Origin of the sequence: Bradyrhizobium sp. F1.13.3, assembly GCF_040548265.1 — a bacterium.
Taxonomy (GTDB): Bacteria; Pseudomonadota; Alphaproteobacteria; order Rhizobiales; family Xanthobacteraceae; genus Bradyrhizobium.
On sequence record NZ_JBEPRI010000002.1, the window covers coordinates 301035 to 316713 of the forward strand.

Genomic DNA, 15679 nt, shown 5'->3' on the forward strand with positions numbered 1-15679 from the left:
TTCCTCAGATCTTGTCGCTGGGGCGGCACACGACCGCCTTGGAGACCATGCGGCCGTGGCGGACGAGACGCAGCTTGCCGGCGGCGACCGCACGGGCGGCGGCGCGATAGCCGAAACCGCGGCGGCCGCTGGCCTTGGCCAGCGCACCGAGGGTGGTCGAGCCGTGCAGGCCGGAGATCAGGCGTGCGATGATCGCGTCGTCGTCGGGGTAGGGCTTGCGGCGGACGGTATGGATCAGGCGCGCGTTGAAGCGGTCTTCGTCCGTCAGCTTCTCTTCGGTGACGAGATTCACGTGGGTGGCGACCTTCGGCGAGATCTGCCGGCGGATGAAGCCGTGAATCTCCTCGACGCGCGACGCTTCGACCTTGTCCTTCGGCTTCACGGAGTGCGCCATGCGCGAGCCGTCGATGTGGATCGACATGAAGTCGAAGGTGAAGCGGTGGCGGACCCCGTCCGCATCGACGTAGGAGACCTGCGGATACTGGTCGATGACGTCGACGACGTCGGGCCGCGCCAGGAGCGACAGCGCCGCGTCCAGCTCGAGGTTCGATTCGTAGGCGGTGGCGTTGCCGTTCGCCTGGAAGCCGCCCCTGGACGACCCCTTCGAGCGCAGCGAGATCTTGCGCTTGCCGCGGCTACGGCGGGGCGGGGTCCAGACCTTGATTGCGACCGGCGGCCGCAGGTTGGGGTTCGGCTTCAGATAGTCTTCGAGCGTCTTCCACGTCGTCGTCATGATCCTCGGCTTTCGGCAAAGCGATGCCGTTCGCCGGTTTGGGGCCGGCGTTAAGCATGCTCATGGTGGGGAGCCGACAGCCGGACATCCGGCGCAATGCCGCTTGCGAGAAGCGGACGATTGAGCGAAGATCAGATCGCCTTAGCGGGTGCGGTCTGGTCGACGCTTCGGCCAGTCGATTTGGGGGCGGTTCCGGTGCAAACGGGCCGCCCCTTTTCGTTGCGGGTTACGTGTCTGGGTCTGTTTTCCTCTCGTTCCCGATGCTCAGGTAAGCTGCGATCGTAGCGATCGGCAAGAAGATTCCTGTTTTTGCGCGCCGACCAAAATTAGTAGAAACCCTTGTGGCACAGTGGCTTCTGGACTCTTTTCCAAGGACTCGTCTGCCAACGATTTTCAGGAAACCAGCTGATTACAGGGGTCGGCGGATTTCGGGATTGCGGCAGACGAATCCTTGAAGAATTTCGTTAACCATTTTCGACATTCCCTGGGCCCCCACTGCGCAGCCGTCAGATTCTCGGCGGCATATCGGCCGGATCGAGACCGAGACCCGGAAACACCGCCTCCTGTTCAGGCTCGAATCCCCAGCGCGCCTGGACCATCGCGCCGGCGAATTCCGCCTTCGCAAGCCAGCGGTCGTCCTCCTGGGCCATGACGTGAGCCATCATGGCGAATGACTGCGGGGCGAAAGTCTTCAGCGCGACGGGCTGCCCGTCGCTCGCGAACGTGACGCCTCTGAATGGCGGCTCCCGAAGCGCCCGGGACAGCAGGTCCGCCTGGTCGCCATCGGCCGTACGATCGAGCAGGTAGCGCTCGGAAACCATGTCCAGTCCGACGCCATCGGGGGCCTGAACGGTCATGATGTCGTCACGCTGACGGACCCGGGCCTTGCCGCCCACGACCTCCTGGTAGACGTCCACTATGCCGTCGATCTCCACGGCTTCGACGGTGGGATCGAAAACGAACATCAGGCGGTCGTCGCGGACGAGATCGACCGGGGCGATCACGCGACTTTCGCGTTCGTAGGCCAAGAGCGACGCGCCGCAGAACAGGGTGATCGAGGCGTCGACCGAATTCAGCCAAAAAGCCCGCAAGACCTCTGCATTCCGGGTGGGAAGTCGCGTCAATCCGCGCGCCCGGGCCAGTCGCCCGCCAAGCGTGATGTCGTCCTTATGGGTCTGGATGGTCTCGCGGGCGGTCGCCCGCCGCCCCATGAATTCGGCGTAGATTGCCTCCGTCTCGGGGCTTCGGCGCCCCAGCGACGACCAGACCTTCTTGCCGGTCTCGGGATCCTGCCGGTAGCGGGTCAGATACTCGCGGCCCTTCGCGACCTTCCACTGCATGCCGCCGTCGAGATCGTACTTGTCCCGCAGGGATCGGCCATACTCGGGCCACACGTCAGCCAGGGTCTCCAAGAGATCCCTTTCAGCCGAATTCATGTGCCTAAGATCGACCATTATTGTCCGCTACGTTATAGTGCGCATTGAAATCTAGTAGAAACTTTCTTATGAGTCAACTGCGCACTATAACAATGTGCGCGATATTTTGCCCTGCGTCCCCTGATCGGCAATGATGGCAACTGCCGAATCAAGGATTTTCGATGCCGACCGAACCTAAAAAGAAGACTTCACGAAGCGGTCCGCGGCTCCCCGCCGGCACCAAACAGATGCTGGTGCTCATGGACGAAACGGTGATTAAGCAGGTGAAGATCGCCGCGATCGAGGACGGCACGAAGATGTCGAAGGCCGTCGAGACCGCGTGCCGAGAATGGCTGGCGAGGCGGGCCGCAGCCCCGAAAGCGGGCTGACCTTACCGCTGCCACCACAGCAATCCACGGCCCCGTACAGACCCGCGATTGGTACTTTCAGATCGGCAACGCCCTCGTCCGGGACCGATGGAGCATCGTCAGCGAGATGAAATGTAGGGCGTCGCTTCGAGCGTCACTGACGTCTGGCCGGCAGGGATGATGTCTATCATCATTCCTACCGGAGCAATCTGCATAGGTCGGTCACGCCTTACCGGCGGAGGTTGAACGCCCTCGGATGCTTCCAGCGAAAGTGTCCGCTTCATCTCTCCCTCTCTGAATGCCCAAGAATGCCTTTCGATCAGATGCTGGCCAGGCAAGAGCGACCGTACCATTCCCAACACGTCCAGTACCGACGATTCCTCGTTGTTTACATGACCATGTTCAGCAGGTTCAGACATATCCCGCTTGCTCTGAACAAGGTCGGTGTCCGACTCGCTGGGATCTGCGAATTTCTCATCGTCAGTCGCTTGTGCCATGCCACTTTCGATTTCTGCGCCTAATCCCAGCGCCTGCAGAGCGGGGATCAGCACCTGCTGGAGGCGCGTAATGGCAAGATGGTGGCATTGAAAAAACGGGATCATGCAGCGAAGGACGTTCTCCCTCCCGCCCGCGGCTTTCTCGATTTCGCGGTATTGCATCCACTTATCGCCCTGGGCGTTCCAGTGATACAAAAAGCCATAGCGAAAAAGCTCATCATGGTACGACCGGCGCATCCAGAAATTGCCGCCGAAGACAACGTTCCATAGGTTCACGACAGGCCATTTCGAAGTTTTGACGGCCTCTGCGAGCGCCTCCATTTTAGAAAGCTGCTCGGTCAGCCTTTCTGAATGATAGAGCGTCTCGATATCTGTCAGCCCTGCCAGGGTCGCCGGAACGTTGGCGAACATCGAGCGCGAGATCGAAATCACCTTTTCAAAATGACAAACATCCCGTTCGTAGATGATCGGACGTAGCCGCAGGGCAAACGACTCGAATGCCTCTTCGTTAACGTCAGGATGAGTAAACCAGGTTTCGGCGATTATCTCACGGCCCTCGACGCTGTACTTCGTGTTGATGGCGAACCGGACCCGGTCGATCGCTTGCGCGAAAGACCCCGCATTCAACCGCTTAGCGGCTAAGACAAACGCAACGAGCCGCTTCGCGGACTCGACGTCGGTCTCGATCTCGGCCGCACCGCCCGTGGTCTGTATTGTCGCCTTCACCGTCGTTTCCTCAAAAGTTTTGTAGCGATCGCATTTGGGTGTTCGGCGAATGCTTGTCAAACCTTTGGGGAGTCGAAAAAGGCTCGGTTTACCGGCCTTTTTCGACTCCGACATCGCGTAGCGGATAGACTATGCTCGCATTTGCGGTTGGCTTTGCCCTGATTTGCGGATCAACATGGGCTCCCTGCGGACAAACTATGCCAGCATTTACAGGAGGGTGAGGCTATCGCTACACCCGGAAATGCTTGCTCAGCTTCAGCCCCTGGGCCTGGTAATTCGAGCCGATACGCTGGCCGTACATGGCGTCGGGGCGAGCCAGCATCTTCTCGTAGACGAGGCGGCCGACGATCTGGCCGTGCTCGAGGATGAACGGCACCTCGCGCGAGCGCACTTCGAGCACGGCGCGCGAGCCCAGCCCGCCGGCACCGGCATAGCCGAAGCCGGGATCGAAGAATCCGGCATAATGCACGCGGAACTCGCCGACCAGCGGATCGAACGGCACCATCTCCGCGGCGTAATCGGGCGGCACCTGCACCGCCTCTTTCGACGCCAGGATATAGAACTCGCCGGGATCGAGGATCAGGCTGCCGTCGGGACGGGCCGAGATCGGCTCCCAGAACTCGTCGACGGAATAGCCGGCGCGACGATCGACGTCGATCACGCCGGTGTGGCGCTTGGCGCGATAGCCGACGAAGCCGCCGCTCTTCTCGCCGGAAAGGTCAACAGAGACGGCGACGCCGCCGGTGAGATCGGCATCGTCGATATCGACGAGACGCTCGGTCGCGTGCAACGCCTCAAGGTCGTCGATGTTGAGGATGGCGTCGCCGGTGCGGAAGCGCACCTGCGACAGGCGCGAGCCTTCGCTGACCAGCACCGGGAACGTCTTCGGGCTGATCTCGGCATAGAGCGGGCCGTGATAGCCGGCGCCGATCATGTCGAAGCGGCGGGTGCCATCGGCGATCACGCGGGTGAAGACGTCGAGCCGGCCGGTCGAGCTTTTCGGGTTGGCGGCCGCGACGATCTCCGGCGGCAGCGCGAGGCTTTCGAGCAGCGGCACGATGTAGACGCAGTTGGTCTCCAGCACTGCGCCGTCGGCGAGGCTGAACTCGTGCAGCTTCAACTCGTCGATGCGCTCGGCGACGGTGGCGCCGGGACCGGGCAGGAAGCTGGCGCGAACGCGATAGGCGATGTCGCCGAGGCGAAGGTCGAGGCTCGCCGGCTGGATCTGGCTCTCGACGAAATCGTATGCGGGCAGGATGAGACCGCCCTCCGCCATCGCCGCGATCATGCGGTCGGGCAGGATACCATTGGCGTCGGCGGCAACCGTGAACGTCAACCGGGGGTCCTCATAGGGGTCCAATTCATCCCGACACACGGGGAAATAATAGCGTTTTACGGCTATCCGATGGACGTCTTGACGGAAAGGGCATTGCGGAATATGAGCATGACTTATCCCGTGGTGATTTGAGCCGGCCGGCTTGCAGCCACGTTAAATAAGTCGCTAAACAGGCCGGGGACCTCTGTGATCCCGGCCCGTGGAGATATTCCAGGCCGGTTTTTTTGTGACCATTTCGATGGTCACGCAGAGGAGATCCTATGTCGAAGCCCCCGGCGCCCACCGCGCACTACCGTCCCGAAACCCGCCTGGTCCATTCCGGCACCCTGCGCTCGCAATATGGCGAGACCTCGGAGTCGCTGTTCCTGACCCAGGGCTACGTCTACAACAGCGCCGAGGAGTGCGAGGCGCGGTTCAAGGGCGAGGACCCCGGCTTCATCTATTCACGTTACTCCAATCCGACCATTGCGATGTTCGAGCGCCGCATGATCGAGCTCGAAGGTGCCGAAGCGGCACGTTCGGCCGCGACCGGCATGGCCGCGGTGACGACAGCGATCCTGGCGCCGCTCAAGGCCGGCGATCACGTCGTGGCCTCGCGCGCGCTGTTCGGCTCGTGTCTCTACGTCGTGCAGGATTTGCTGCCGCGCTACGGCATCGAGACCACGCTCGTCGACGGCCTCGATCTCGACCAGTGGCAGCGCGCCATGAAGCCGAACACCAAGACGTTCTTCCTGGAGAGCCCGACCAATCCGACGCTCGACGTGCTCGACATTCCCGGCATTGCCGAGATCGCACACAGCGGCGGCGCGCGGCTCGTCGTCGACAACGTGTTCGCCACCCCGATCTGGCAGAGCCCGCTCGCGCTCGGCGCCGACGTCGTGGTCTATTCGGCGACCAAGCACATTGACGGCCAGGGCCGCTGTCTCGGCGGCATCATCCTGTCCTCGGAAGCGTTCATCGCCGAGCACATCCATAATTTCATGCGCCAGACCGGCCCGTCCATCTCGCCATTCAACGCCTGGGTCCTGCTCAAGGGCCTGGAGACGCTCGCCGTGCGCGTGCGCGCGCAGACCGAGACGGCGGCGCGCATCGCGGACGTGCTGGCGAGCCATCCGAAGATTTCGCGGCTGGTGTTTCCCGGCCGCGCCGATCATCCGCAGGCTGCATTGGTGAAGAAGCAGATGCGCGGCGGCTCGACGCTGGTCGGTCTCGAGGTCAAGGGCGGCAAGCAGGCGGCGTTCCGCGTGCTCAACGAGCTCAAGCTGGCCAAGATCTCGAACAATCTCGGCGACGCCAAGAGCCTCGTCACGCATCCCGCGACCACGACGCATCAACGTTTGAAGCCAGAGGACCGTGCCGCGCTCGGCATCAGCGAGGGCTTCATCCGCTTCTCGGCGGGGCTGGAGCACGCGGATGATCTGATCGAGGATCTGACCGCCGCACTGGAGAAGGCGTGAATTATTGTCGTCCCGGCGAAGGTCGGGACCCATAACCACAGGAAGCAGTTTGGCGAAGACCCAGAGTTAAGGGGCGCGGCACGAACACCGCGCACCATTGATGGATCACGCGGTATGGGTCCCGGCCTTCGCCGGGACGACAAGTCACATCGGCCGGTACGTCCGCACGTCCCCGGGCACGTTGACGCCGAGCTTGATCTGGCCGACGGAGCGGATGATGTCGTCGCCGAGGAGCTGGGCGAAGCAGGCATAACCCCAATCGTTCATGTGCAGGCCATCGGCGATCACGAAGCTCTCGACCGGAATCGATTGCTTCTCGTGCCAGTCGCGCATCACCTCGAAGCGCGGGAAGATGCCGACGTGACGGAGCTCGGCGACCTTGCCGAGCAGCTTCACCATCTTGCCGGCGCTGTCCGCGCGCTGGTTGACGGCGGGCGAATATTGCGGATCGACGAGCACGACGTCAGTACCGCCGGCAGCCTGGATGCTGGCGATGCCGTCCTCCACGAGCTTGGCCGTCTCGCCGGGATCGAGATTGCGCAGCACGGCATTGGTGCCGACCTGCCAGATCACCAGATCCGGATGCACATCGATCACCTCTTTCTGGAGGCGCTTCATCATCTCGGGCGCGTCCTCGCCGCCGACGCCGGCATTGACGACGGTGATGTCCGCGGTCGGATAGTGCCGGTGCAGCTGTGCGGCAAGGCGATTGGGATAGTTGAACTCAGGCGAGCTCGCGCCGAATCCCGCGGTCGACGACGAGCCGAATGCGACGATGACGACGGGCTGGCCGGCGACGAGCTTGCCCGCGACGTGCGGCAGCGAGCCCATTGCCTTCGAGCCGCCCTTCGGCGACAGGCAGGGGACGCGGCTGAAAATGTCGCCGGCGGATTTCGCGACCTGCTTCACCTTGTCGATGGCGCGCGCCGTAATGCCACGCTGGTCGGGGGACGTCGCTGCGACGGTGGTCTGGGACGGCGAAGCGGGAGCCGGATTAGCCGACTGCTGCGGGGCCGGCGTTGCTTGCGCGGCCTGCGTCTGCGCGTGCGACTGCGAGGCCGGACTCAGCACCAGCAGCAGCGCTGCTGCGGGCACAGCCAGCCATGCCGTCAGGCAAAAAGGGCGGAGAGAACTCATTAACGCTAGACCTCAATTTTGCTGCTGGGCCGGCTCCAGATGGGCAGCGTCGATCACGAACTGTGCCAACGCCCGGCCAAGGCAATCATGGACCTGTTTCGCCAGCTCAGGCCCGCGCGACGGGCTGAACAGGTCGAACTGCCCCTGATCATTCCACTGCCGCATGATCGCGAAACGATCGAACAGCGGAATATCGTGCTCCTGCGCCACCACCCGCATATTGTCGAGGTATGGCGGCGCCGAGATCATGGTTTCGGTACGCGGACTGTACTGCAAATTCATCAAGACGACGTCAGCCCCTGCCTTTTGCAACGCAACAACCCCTTCGGTCACCGCGCCACGAAAATCGTCGGGATCAATGGCTCGGATAGCATCCACGGTCCCGGTCTGCCAGATGACCAAAGTAGGCGCTTTTGCTTCCATCAGCTTAACGAAGCTGGCGGCCGCCTCCTCCGCCGTTTTCTTGCTCTGTATTTCTACGGAGACGTGCACCGCCTCGGACGGCGGCAGCTTGTCCTTCAGAATGGCTTGCATCCGCGCGGGATAAGAGGCGTCCTCGGAAGCCGGAATCGTGGTCGAACGGCTGCCGATGACCAGGATTTCGAGCGGCTTGCCGGCCTTGATGGCATCGGCGACCTTGGGAAGCTGGCTTTCGCTGCTGAGCAGATAGGATGGCAATTCACAGGCTGCAGGCGCGGCTGAAGCAGCAGACGCAGCATCGCCCGCGCGCGCCGGAGGCGCGGCGAGACCACCGCACAGCAGGATCAGGCTCAGGAAAACCTTCGCCTTCATCAGCCCCCTCCCGCCATATCGGCGCTGCCGACGGCGCTTTTGGTTTTCGAACCGCTCTTATCAGCCACCCGCTTGTACCACGAAATCAGCCAGGCCATGGCCCACATGATCAGGATTCCGGAGAGACTAATTAGCGCATGCATGACCGGGCCGCCCGAGACCTCGGCCAGGATGAAATGGCCCGCAAAGGCGAGGAAGACGCCGAGACAGAATATCTCCAGGGAATGCGAGCCGCACAGGATCAGCGGCCGCAGCCAGGGCGATTTCAGGCCCGGCCAGTCCCGCGGCAGGACGCGCACGGTGAGCGCGGCCAGCGCCAGGAAATGCGTGAAGCGCAGCACGTCGAGGTCGGCCTTGTCGATCGGATACATCCACTGCTCGAGCCGCTTCGGCATGAAGTGGGAGAGCTGCGGCACATACCAGGTCAGCGTCACGTAGAATGCCGCGACCAGATAGGCGATCGCGATCCACATCGTCACCCGCGAAGCCAGAATGCGCGACATCCGGCGCGCCCCCCCGAGCGCGCACCATGCCCCGAACACGAACAGCAATTGCCAGGCGAAGGGATTGAAGGCCCAGAAGCCGTTCGGATAGGCCGACAGATAGAGGTCGTATTCCCAGGTCACCGCGTAGAGCGCGACCGAGAGACCGAGCGTCACATCGGGGCGCCATTTCATCAGCCACAGGATCAAGGGCAGCGCCAGCATCAGCACGATATAGAGCGGCAGCACGTCCATGTTGACGGGACGGAAGCGCAGCAGCAGCGCCTGCACGATCGTGACGTCGGGCTGCTTGAGGAAATCCATGATGCCCATCTCTTCGGTGTAGAGCGGGTTCTCGAACCTGGTCGCGACGTAGGAGATTTCGGCAAGGAAGATCGTGAACAGGAAGACGTGGGCGACATAGATCTGCCAGACGCGCCGCAGGATGCGCGCGGTGGCGACGACGATGCCGGACTCCAGCATCGCCCGACCGTAGACGAAGGCGGCGGTATAGCCGGAGATGAAGATGAAGATCTCGGTGGCGTCGCTGAAGCCGTAATTGCGGATCGTGAACCAGGTGAGAAGGCTCGGCGGCAAATGGTCGATGAAGATCAGCCACAGCGCGAGGCCGCGGAACAGGTCGAGCCGGAGCTCGCGCTCGCCGATGGCGGGCAGCGAAATGGCCGGCGCGGCCGCGCGCCGCTTCGTCCCCGCGGACTTGGCCTCCACAGGCTTAGCAGTTCCCGCGATCGTCGATCCCGTCACTTGGTCGGCAATGGTCATCGGGGGCCTAAAAACCCTTCCGCAAATCGCGACGTGGCAAGGAGTGTACCGGTCCGGCCGTCATCTCGCAAAGCGACCGGATCACATGCAAATACATTTGCAAGTACATTTGGACGTGTACTTCCCTGCGAATTCTGGCGGGACGATGTCGCTAAAGCCGCCTCCGGCGTTTGGTTCCCGGGCGGATTTCGGTATGATGGCAATCATGTACCGCGCCGTGACCCGCCAGATCGAAGTGACCGTCGAGCCGAACTTTGTTCCGGAGCAGTCGTCGGCCGACCGCTCCCGTTATTTCTGGGCCTACACCATCGTCATCACCAATTCCGGCGACGAGAGCGTGCAGCTCAAGACGCGGCACTGGATCATCACCGACGCCACCGGGCGGCAGCAGGAGGTGAAGGGCGAGGGCGTGGTCGGCGAGCAGCCGACGCTCGCCCCCGGCGAACGCTTCGAATACACCTCCGGCGTACCGCTCACGACCGCCTCGGGCTTCATGACCGGCCGCTACCAGATGGTCAGCGCAACCGGCGAGCGCTTCGAGATCGACGTGCCGACGTTCTCGCTGGACAGCCCGGACAACAAGCGGGTGTTGAATTAGCGCGGTGTCGTACGGTGTACGAGCGCCTGGCACGCGGCTTCCCCGAACCTCGTCATTGCGAACGCAGCGAAGCAATCCAGAGTCTTTCCTCGGAGAGATCCTGGATTGCTTCGCTCCGCTCGCAATGACGGAGGGGCAGCCTACGCGTCTTCCACGCCCGCCTCATCCGGTGTGAACTCGTACACCGACGAGCAGAACTCGCAGGTGACGACGACCTTGTCGTCCTTGACCATCGCGGCGCGGTCGTCGGGCGAAAAGCTCTTCAACATCGATGCGACCGCATCGCGCGAGCAGGAGCATTGCGCCTTCAAGGCCAGCGGATTGAACACGCGCACGCCGCGCTCATGAAAGAGACGGTAGAGCAGCCGCTCGCCGGACAGCTCGGGATCGATCAGCTCGACGTCTTCGACGGTTTCGATCAGCGAGCGCGCCTCGACCCAGGCATCGTCTTCAGCGACGGCATGCACTTCGACGCCTTCGGGCGCATCGCCGGGATGCAGATCGGCCTGCCGCGCGCGCTCGGGCGCCTTCGGCAGGAACTGCATCAGCATGCCGCCGGCACGCCAGCGATGCTTGCCGCCGTCGTTCGAACGCCACTCCTCGCCCACCGCGAGACGCACGCGGGTCGGGATCTGCTCGGAGCGCAGGAAATATTCGTGAGCGGCGTCTTCGAGGCTGCCGCCGTCGAGCGCGACCAGGCCCTGGTAGCGGCTCATGTCGGGGCCCTGGTCGATCGTCATGGCGAGATGACCGTGGCCCAGCAGCGCGCCGGAATCTTTTGCATCCCCGAGGCGCGCGGCGTCGTAGCGGGCATAGGCGCGCAGGCGATCCGGCGCCTGGTAGTCCACGACCAGGAACGACACCGGACCGTCGGTCTGGGCCTGGAGGATGAAGCGGCCCTCGAATTTCAGCGAGGAGCCGAGCAGCGTAGTCAGCACGATGGCCTCGCCGAGCAGCTTGCCGACCGGCGCGGGATAATCGTGCCTGGTCAGGATCTCGTCGAGCGCCGAACCAAGCCGCACCAGGCGACCGCGCACGTCGAGCGCGTCGACCTCGTAGGGCAGCACGGCGTCATCGATCGGAACTGCGGATGGCGCGCGAACCGGGCCTTCGGGCCCGGTTTTCATGTCTGGGGATTGGGAAACCATGGCGCTTTATCTGGGGTCGGAAGGCGGAATTGGAAGGGGGGCGGGCTGAGTGTTCCAGGCAACGATTGGATCGCAAACAAGCGCGGCACACTCAGTGTCGTCCTGGCTTTCGCCAGGACGACGATCCAAACCTGCTTCATCGGCCGCGTTACTTCACCGCGTCGAAGCACCAGGCCAGAATGCCCTTCTGTGCGTGCAGGCGGTTTTCGGCCTCGTCGAACACGACGGATTGCGGACCGTCGATCACCTCGTCGGTGACTTCCTCGCCGCGATGGGCGGGCAGGCAGTGCATGAACAGCGCATCGGGCTTGGCCAGCGACATCAGCTGGGCATTGACCTGATATGGCTTGAGCACGTTATGGCGGTGCTCGCCTTCCTTGTCGCCCATCGACACCCAGGTGTCGGTTACGACACAATCGGCGCCGCGCACGGCCGCTTCGGCATCCGTACCGAGCATGATCGGCGCGCCGGTCGCCTTGATGAAGTCGCGCATCGCCTTTTTCGGCGCGAGCTCCGGCGGCGTCGCGACATTGAGCTGGAACTTGAAGCGCTCGGCGGCGTGCGCCCAGGACGCCAGCACGTTGTTGTCGTCGCCGGTCCAGGCCACGGTCCTGCCCTCGATCGGGCCGCGATGTTCCTCATACGTCATGAGGTCGGCCATCACCTGGCAGGGATGCGAGCGCCGCGTCAGGCCGTTGATGACGGGTACGGTGGCGTTCGCCGCAAGCTCCAGCAGGGCATCGTGATTAAGGATGCGGATCATGATGGCATCGACATAGCGCGACAGCACGCGCGCGGTGTCGGCGATGGTCTCGCCGCGGCCGAGCTGCATCTCGGCGCCGGTGAGCATGATGGGCTCGCCGCCGAGCTGGCGCATGGCGACGTCGAAAGACACCCGCGTCCGTGTCGAGGGGCGCTCGAAGATCATCGCCAGCGTCTTGCCTTCGAGCGGCCTGACCGGCTGATGCGCCTTCTGCTTCGCCTTCATCGCGGTGGACGCGGCCAGCATGCGCTTGAGCTCCGACAGCGGCAGCTCGTTGATATCGAGGAAGTGCTTCGGTGTTTTCTTGGGTGTTTTGTCGGGCGACTTGTTCATCAGCTTGCCGCCCGCTTGTTGCCGGACAACGCCGTGCAGGCGCGCTCGAGCCGCCCGACGCTGTCCTCGATCTCGGCTTCGGTGACGATCAAAGGAGGCAGGAAACGCACGACATTGTCGCCGGCGCCGACGGTGAGCAGCTTTTCAGCGCGCAAGGCGGCAACGAGATCGCCTGAAGGCACCACGGCCTTGATGCCGATCAGGAGGCCCTCGCCGCGCACTTCGCTGACGACATCGCCATGACGGTCGATCACGGAGGCGAGCTTCTGCTTGAGCAGCAGCGACATCCTCTGCACGTGGTCGAAGAAGCCGGGCTTGAGCATGACGTCGAGCACGGCGTTTGCCGCCGCGATCGCGAGCGGGTTGCCGCCGAAGGTCGAGCCGTGGGAGCCGGGCCCCATGCCGGCAGCCGCGTCTGCAGTCGCGAGCACCGCGCCGATCGGGAAGCCGCCGCCGAGCGCCTTAGCCAGCGACATCACGTCGGGGGTGACGCCGGTGCGACGATGCGCGAACAGATCGCCGGTGCGGCCCATGCCGGTCTGCACCTCGTCGAAGGCGAGCAGCAGGCCCTTGTCGTCGCAGAGCTGGCGCAACGCCCTGAGGAAGGCGGGCGTTGCCGAACGCACGCCGCCCTCGCCCTGGATCGGCTCGATCAGGATGCCGGCGGTGTGCGGACCGATCGCCTTTTTCACGGCCTCGATATCGCCATGCGCAACCTGGTCGAAGCCCTCCATCGGAGGGCCGAAACCTTCGAGATATTTTGCCGAACCCGTCGCAGCCAGCGTCGCCAGCGTGCGGCCGTGGAAGGCGCCTTCGAACGTGATGATGCGATAGCGCTCCGGATGCCCGTTGGAGAAGTGATGATGGCGGACCAGCTTGATCACACCTTCCAGCGCCTCGGCGCCGGAATTACAGAAGAACACGAAGTCCGCGAAACTTTCATTGCACAGGCGCGCGGCGAGCTTTTCGCCGTCCGGGCTCTGGAACAGGTTCGACATGTGCCAGAGCTTAGCGGCCTGCTCCTGCAACGCCGCGACCAGCGCCGGATGGGCATGACCGAGCGCATTCACCGCCACCCCGGAGGTGAAATCGAGATAGCGCTCGCCATTGGTCGCGATCAGCCAGCAGCCTTCGCCACGCTCGAAACCGAGGTCGGACCTGGCGAAAACGGGGAGCAAATGCGGCGCTACGCTGTTAGTCATGACGATCACTTGAATGTTGCGGACGGTGTGCGTGCATTGCGCAACGCACCATCGACCGGCCCGGAAAACGAAACGTGCCGCCTCTTGAGGGCGGCACGCACGACTATCTTAGGCCCGGTGAAACCGGTGTCAATGCCGCCCGGAAAGCCTCGCGAAACGCTGGATCCGTAGTCTTGCGGTGCCGATTTTGCGGGATTTCACCACGGAACATGTGGAAGCGAGTCGGCGGACTCTTGCGCGGGAGTCACGCCATATTGTAGCGTTTGGATTGTCAGATACGACATCTCGTGCAGTGGTTCTGATCTCTAAGTCCTTATGTACCGGCGTAAACGTTCGGGCGTTCTAGTCACGCCCGGCGAGCCTTAAGGGATTCTGGCGGCACGGGTTTTTGAAGGCTTAGGCATTCGCTGCGAGGCCCCAGGATGGCTGGCGCGCAGCGAGGGAAAGGGTGCAATGACGGTTTTGACCTGGTCCGATGATCGCGTCGAGCAGCTGAAAAAGCTCTGGGAGGCCGGACTTTCGGCCAGCCAGATCGCGGCGGAGCTCGGCAATGTGACCCGCAATGCCGTGATCGGCAAAGTGCACAGGCTCGGCCTTTCGGGCCGCGCCAAGAGCCCGTCATCGGCAGCGCCCCGGCCGCGCAAGGCGCGCCCCGCGCAGCACATGATGCGGGTGAGCCGCCCGATCTCGCGCGGCAACACCGCGCTGGCGCAGGCCTTCGAGGTCGAGGCTGAGCCGGATCCGGTCACCTACGACAACGTGGTGCCGATGAGCCAGAGGCTGTCGCTGCTGGAATTGAACGAGGCGACCTGCCACTGGCCGGTCGGCGATCCCTCGAGCCCGGACTTCTTCTTCTGCGGTGGCCGGGCGCTGTCCGGCCTGCCCTATTGCGCCCAGCACTCGCGCGTTGCCTACCAGCCGGCGTCCGATCGGCGCCGCGCACCGGTGAAGCCGGGTCCGCGGTAAGTCAGTTTCGATTTCAGGATCGAGCCGTGACGCGATGACGGCTCAAAAATAATGAATGTCGTCCCGGCGAAGGCCGGGACCCATACTCCGAGCACGTAGTTGTTGTGCGAAAGGGTAACTCCGAGTCTTCGCCAAACCGCGCCCTGTGGTTATGGATCCCGGCCTTCGCCGGGACGACATCGGAGATTGTGGCGGCAGCGCTAGATCACCTGCCAACATCACACCGCAAAATCTCCTACACCTGCTCCGCCTTGGCAAACCGATCATCCAGCGCGTAGCCGGCGCCGCGGACGGTGCGGATCGGGTCCTGCTCGCGGCCGAGGTTGAGCAGCTTGCGCAGGCGGCCGATATGTACGTCGACGGTCCGCTCGTCGATATAGATGTCGCGGCCCCAGACGCTGTCGAGCAATTGCTCGCGCGAGAACACCCGGCCCGGATGCTCCAGGAAGAACTCCAGCAGGCGATATTCGGTCGGACCGAGATCGATCGGCCGACCCGAGCGCGCCACGCGGCGCTTGTCGCGGTCGAGCTCAATGTCGCCAAAAGCAAGTACGGTGGCGAGCCGCTCGGGGCTCGCGCGCCGCAGCAGGCCTTTCACGCGCGCCAGCAGCTCCGGCACCGAGAACGGCTTGACGATGTAATCGTCGGCGCCGGTCGCAAGACCCCGCACCCGCTCGCTCTCCTCGCCGCGCGCGGTGAGCATGATGATCGGGAGCTGCTTGGTCTCGGGACGGGTGCGAAGCCGCCGGCACAATTCGATGCCTGACAGGCCCGGCAGCATCCAGTCGAGCACGATCAGATCGGGGATGTGCTCCTTGAGGCGGGTGTCGGCGTCGTCGCCGCGCATCACCGTCTCGACGTCATAGCCATCGCCTTCGAGGTTGTAGCGGAGAAGCTCGGTCAGAGCTTCCTCGTCCTCAACCACCATAATGCGTGCGCCCAT

General features: G+C 63.4%; 15 protein-coding genes and 1 riboswitch. Of the genes, 4 read left to right on the forward strand and 11 right to left on the reverse strand.

The features are described 5' to 3' along the window. Window positions 1-4: 4 nt before the first annotated feature. Both ABIB66_RS06305 and ABIB66_RS06310 read right to left on the reverse strand, forming a co-directional pair. The gene (locus ABIB66_RS06305; protein ID WP_212277670.1) at window positions 5-733 is read right to left on the reverse strand and encodes a TnsA endonuclease N-terminal domain-containing protein; all 729 of its coding nucleotides are present in this window, start codon (window positions 731-733) and stop codon (window positions 5-7) included. Between the two features lie 506 nt (window positions 734-1239). Beyond that, entirely contained in the window at window positions 1240-2169 is a 930-nt protein-coding gene (locus ABIB66_RS06310; RefSeq protein ID WP_354254588.1) for a nucleotidyltransferase family protein, read from the reverse strand. A gap of 161 nt (window positions 2170-2330) precedes the next feature. Between ABIB66_RS06310 and ABIB66_RS06315 the strand changes: the two genes are divergently transcribed. Further along, the gene (locus ABIB66_RS06315; protein WP_212277666.1) at window positions 2331-2537 is read left to right on the forward strand and encodes a hypothetical protein; all 207 of its coding nucleotides are present in this window, start codon (window positions 2331-2333) and stop codon (window positions 2535-2537) included. A 98-nt stretch (window positions 2538-2635) separates the two neighbouring features. On the opposite strand, the gene ABIB66_RS06320 is transcribed toward ABIB66_RS06315, so the two are convergent. Together ABIB66_RS06320 and ABIB66_RS06325 are read right to left on the reverse strand one after the other, a co-directional pair. Further along, window positions 2636-3739 carry a hypothetical protein gene (locus tag ABIB66_RS06320; RefSeq protein WP_354254591.1) on the reverse strand — a complete coding sequence of 368 codons (1104 nt, stop codon included), beginning with the start codon at window positions 3737-3739 and terminating at the stop codon, window positions 2636-2638. Between the two features lie 229 nt (window positions 3740-3968). Continuing rightward, on the reverse strand, window positions 3969-5075 hold the full coding sequence (locus ABIB66_RS06325) for a 2'-deoxycytidine 5'-triphosphate deaminase (RefSeq protein ID WP_275168441.1): 1107 nt from the start codon (window positions 5073-5075) through the stop codon (window positions 3969-3971). 110 nt (window positions 5076-5185) lie between these two features. Next, window positions 5186-5265, forward strand: a riboswitch (SAM riboswitch). A gap of 70 nt (window positions 5266-5335) precedes the next feature. On the opposite strand from ABIB66_RS06325, the gene ABIB66_RS06330 reads away from it, so the two are divergent. Further along, a complete protein-coding gene (locus ABIB66_RS06330) occupies window positions 5336-6532 on the forward strand; it encodes an O-succinylhomoserine sulfhydrylase (protein ID WP_275168442.1) in 1197 nt (398 codons plus the stop codon). Window positions 6533-6676: 144 nt separating this feature from the next. Here ABIB66_RS06330 and ABIB66_RS06335 read toward each other — a convergent pair whose 3' ends face one another. The 3 genes from ABIB66_RS06335 to ABIB66_RS06345 are packed head-to-tail and all read right to left on the reverse strand — an operon-like array spanning window position 6677 to window position 9726. Next, the gene (locus ABIB66_RS06335; protein WP_275168443.1) at window positions 6677-7669 is read right to left on the reverse strand and encodes an SGNH/GDSL hydrolase family protein; all 993 of its coding nucleotides are present in this window, start codon (window positions 7667-7669) and stop codon (window positions 6677-6679) included. A 12-nt stretch (window positions 7670-7681) separates the two neighbouring features. Further along, window positions 7682-8461 carry an SGNH/GDSL hydrolase family protein gene (locus tag ABIB66_RS06340; RefSeq protein WP_275168444.1) on the reverse strand — a complete coding sequence of 260 codons (780 nt, stop codon included), beginning with the start codon at window positions 8459-8461 and terminating at the stop codon, window positions 7682-7684. After that, window positions 8461-9726: an OpgC domain-containing protein gene (locus ABIB66_RS06345; protein ID WP_354206145.1), complete on the reverse strand. Its 1266-nt coding sequence runs from the start codon at window positions 9724-9726 to the stop codon at window positions 8461-8463. Before ABIB66_RS06345 ends, ABIB66_RS06340 begins: the two co-directional genes overlap by 1 nt. 193 nt (window positions 9727-9919) lie before the next feature. Here ABIB66_RS06345 and apaG point away from each other — a divergent pair, with 193 nt between their 5' ends. After that, a complete protein-coding gene (gene apaG, locus ABIB66_RS06350; protein ID WP_354206143.1) occupies window positions 9920-10324 on the forward strand; it encodes a Co2+/Mg2+ efflux facilitator ApaG/CorD in 405 nt (134 codons plus the stop codon). Between the two features lie 140 nt (window positions 10325-10464). On the opposite strand, the gene ABIB66_RS06355 is transcribed toward apaG, so the two are convergent. From ABIB66_RS06355 to ABIB66_RS06365, 3 genes are all read right to left on the reverse strand, one after another. Continuing rightward, window positions 10465-11472, reverse strand: coding sequence for an Hsp33 family molecular chaperone (locus ABIB66_RS06355; RefSeq protein ID WP_354206141.1), 1008 nt, complete (start codon window positions 11470-11472; stop codon window positions 10465-10467). 148 nt (window positions 11473-11620) lie between these two features. Continuing rightward, window positions 11621-12568, reverse strand: a complete 948-nt coding sequence (argF, locus tag ABIB66_RS06360; RefSeq protein ID WP_275168447.1) for an ornithine carbamoyltransferase — start codon at window positions 12566-12568, stop codon at window positions 11621-11623. After that, window positions 12568-13770 carry an aspartate aminotransferase family protein gene (locus tag ABIB66_RS06365; protein WP_275168448.1) on the reverse strand — a complete coding sequence of 401 codons (1203 nt, stop codon included), beginning with the start codon at window positions 13768-13770 and terminating at the stop codon, window positions 12568-12570. Before ABIB66_RS06365 ends, argF begins: the two co-directional genes overlap by 1 nt. A 453-nt stretch (window positions 13771-14223) precedes the next feature. Between ABIB66_RS06365 and ABIB66_RS06370 the strand changes: the two genes are divergently transcribed. Next, the gene (locus ABIB66_RS06370; RefSeq protein WP_007597869.1) at window positions 14224-14736 is read left to right on the forward strand and encodes a GcrA family cell cycle regulator; all 513 of its coding nucleotides are present in this window, start codon (window positions 14224-14226) and stop codon (window positions 14734-14736) included. A 235-nt stretch (window positions 14737-14971) separates the two neighbouring features. Here the strand turns inward: ABIB66_RS06370 and phoB are convergent, their stop codons facing one another. Continuing rightward, the gene (phoB, locus tag ABIB66_RS06375) at window positions 14972-15679 is read right to left on the reverse strand and encodes a phosphate regulon transcriptional regulator PhoB (RefSeq protein ID WP_007597871.1); all 708 of its coding nucleotides are present in this window, start codon (window positions 15677-15679) and stop codon (window positions 14972-14974) included.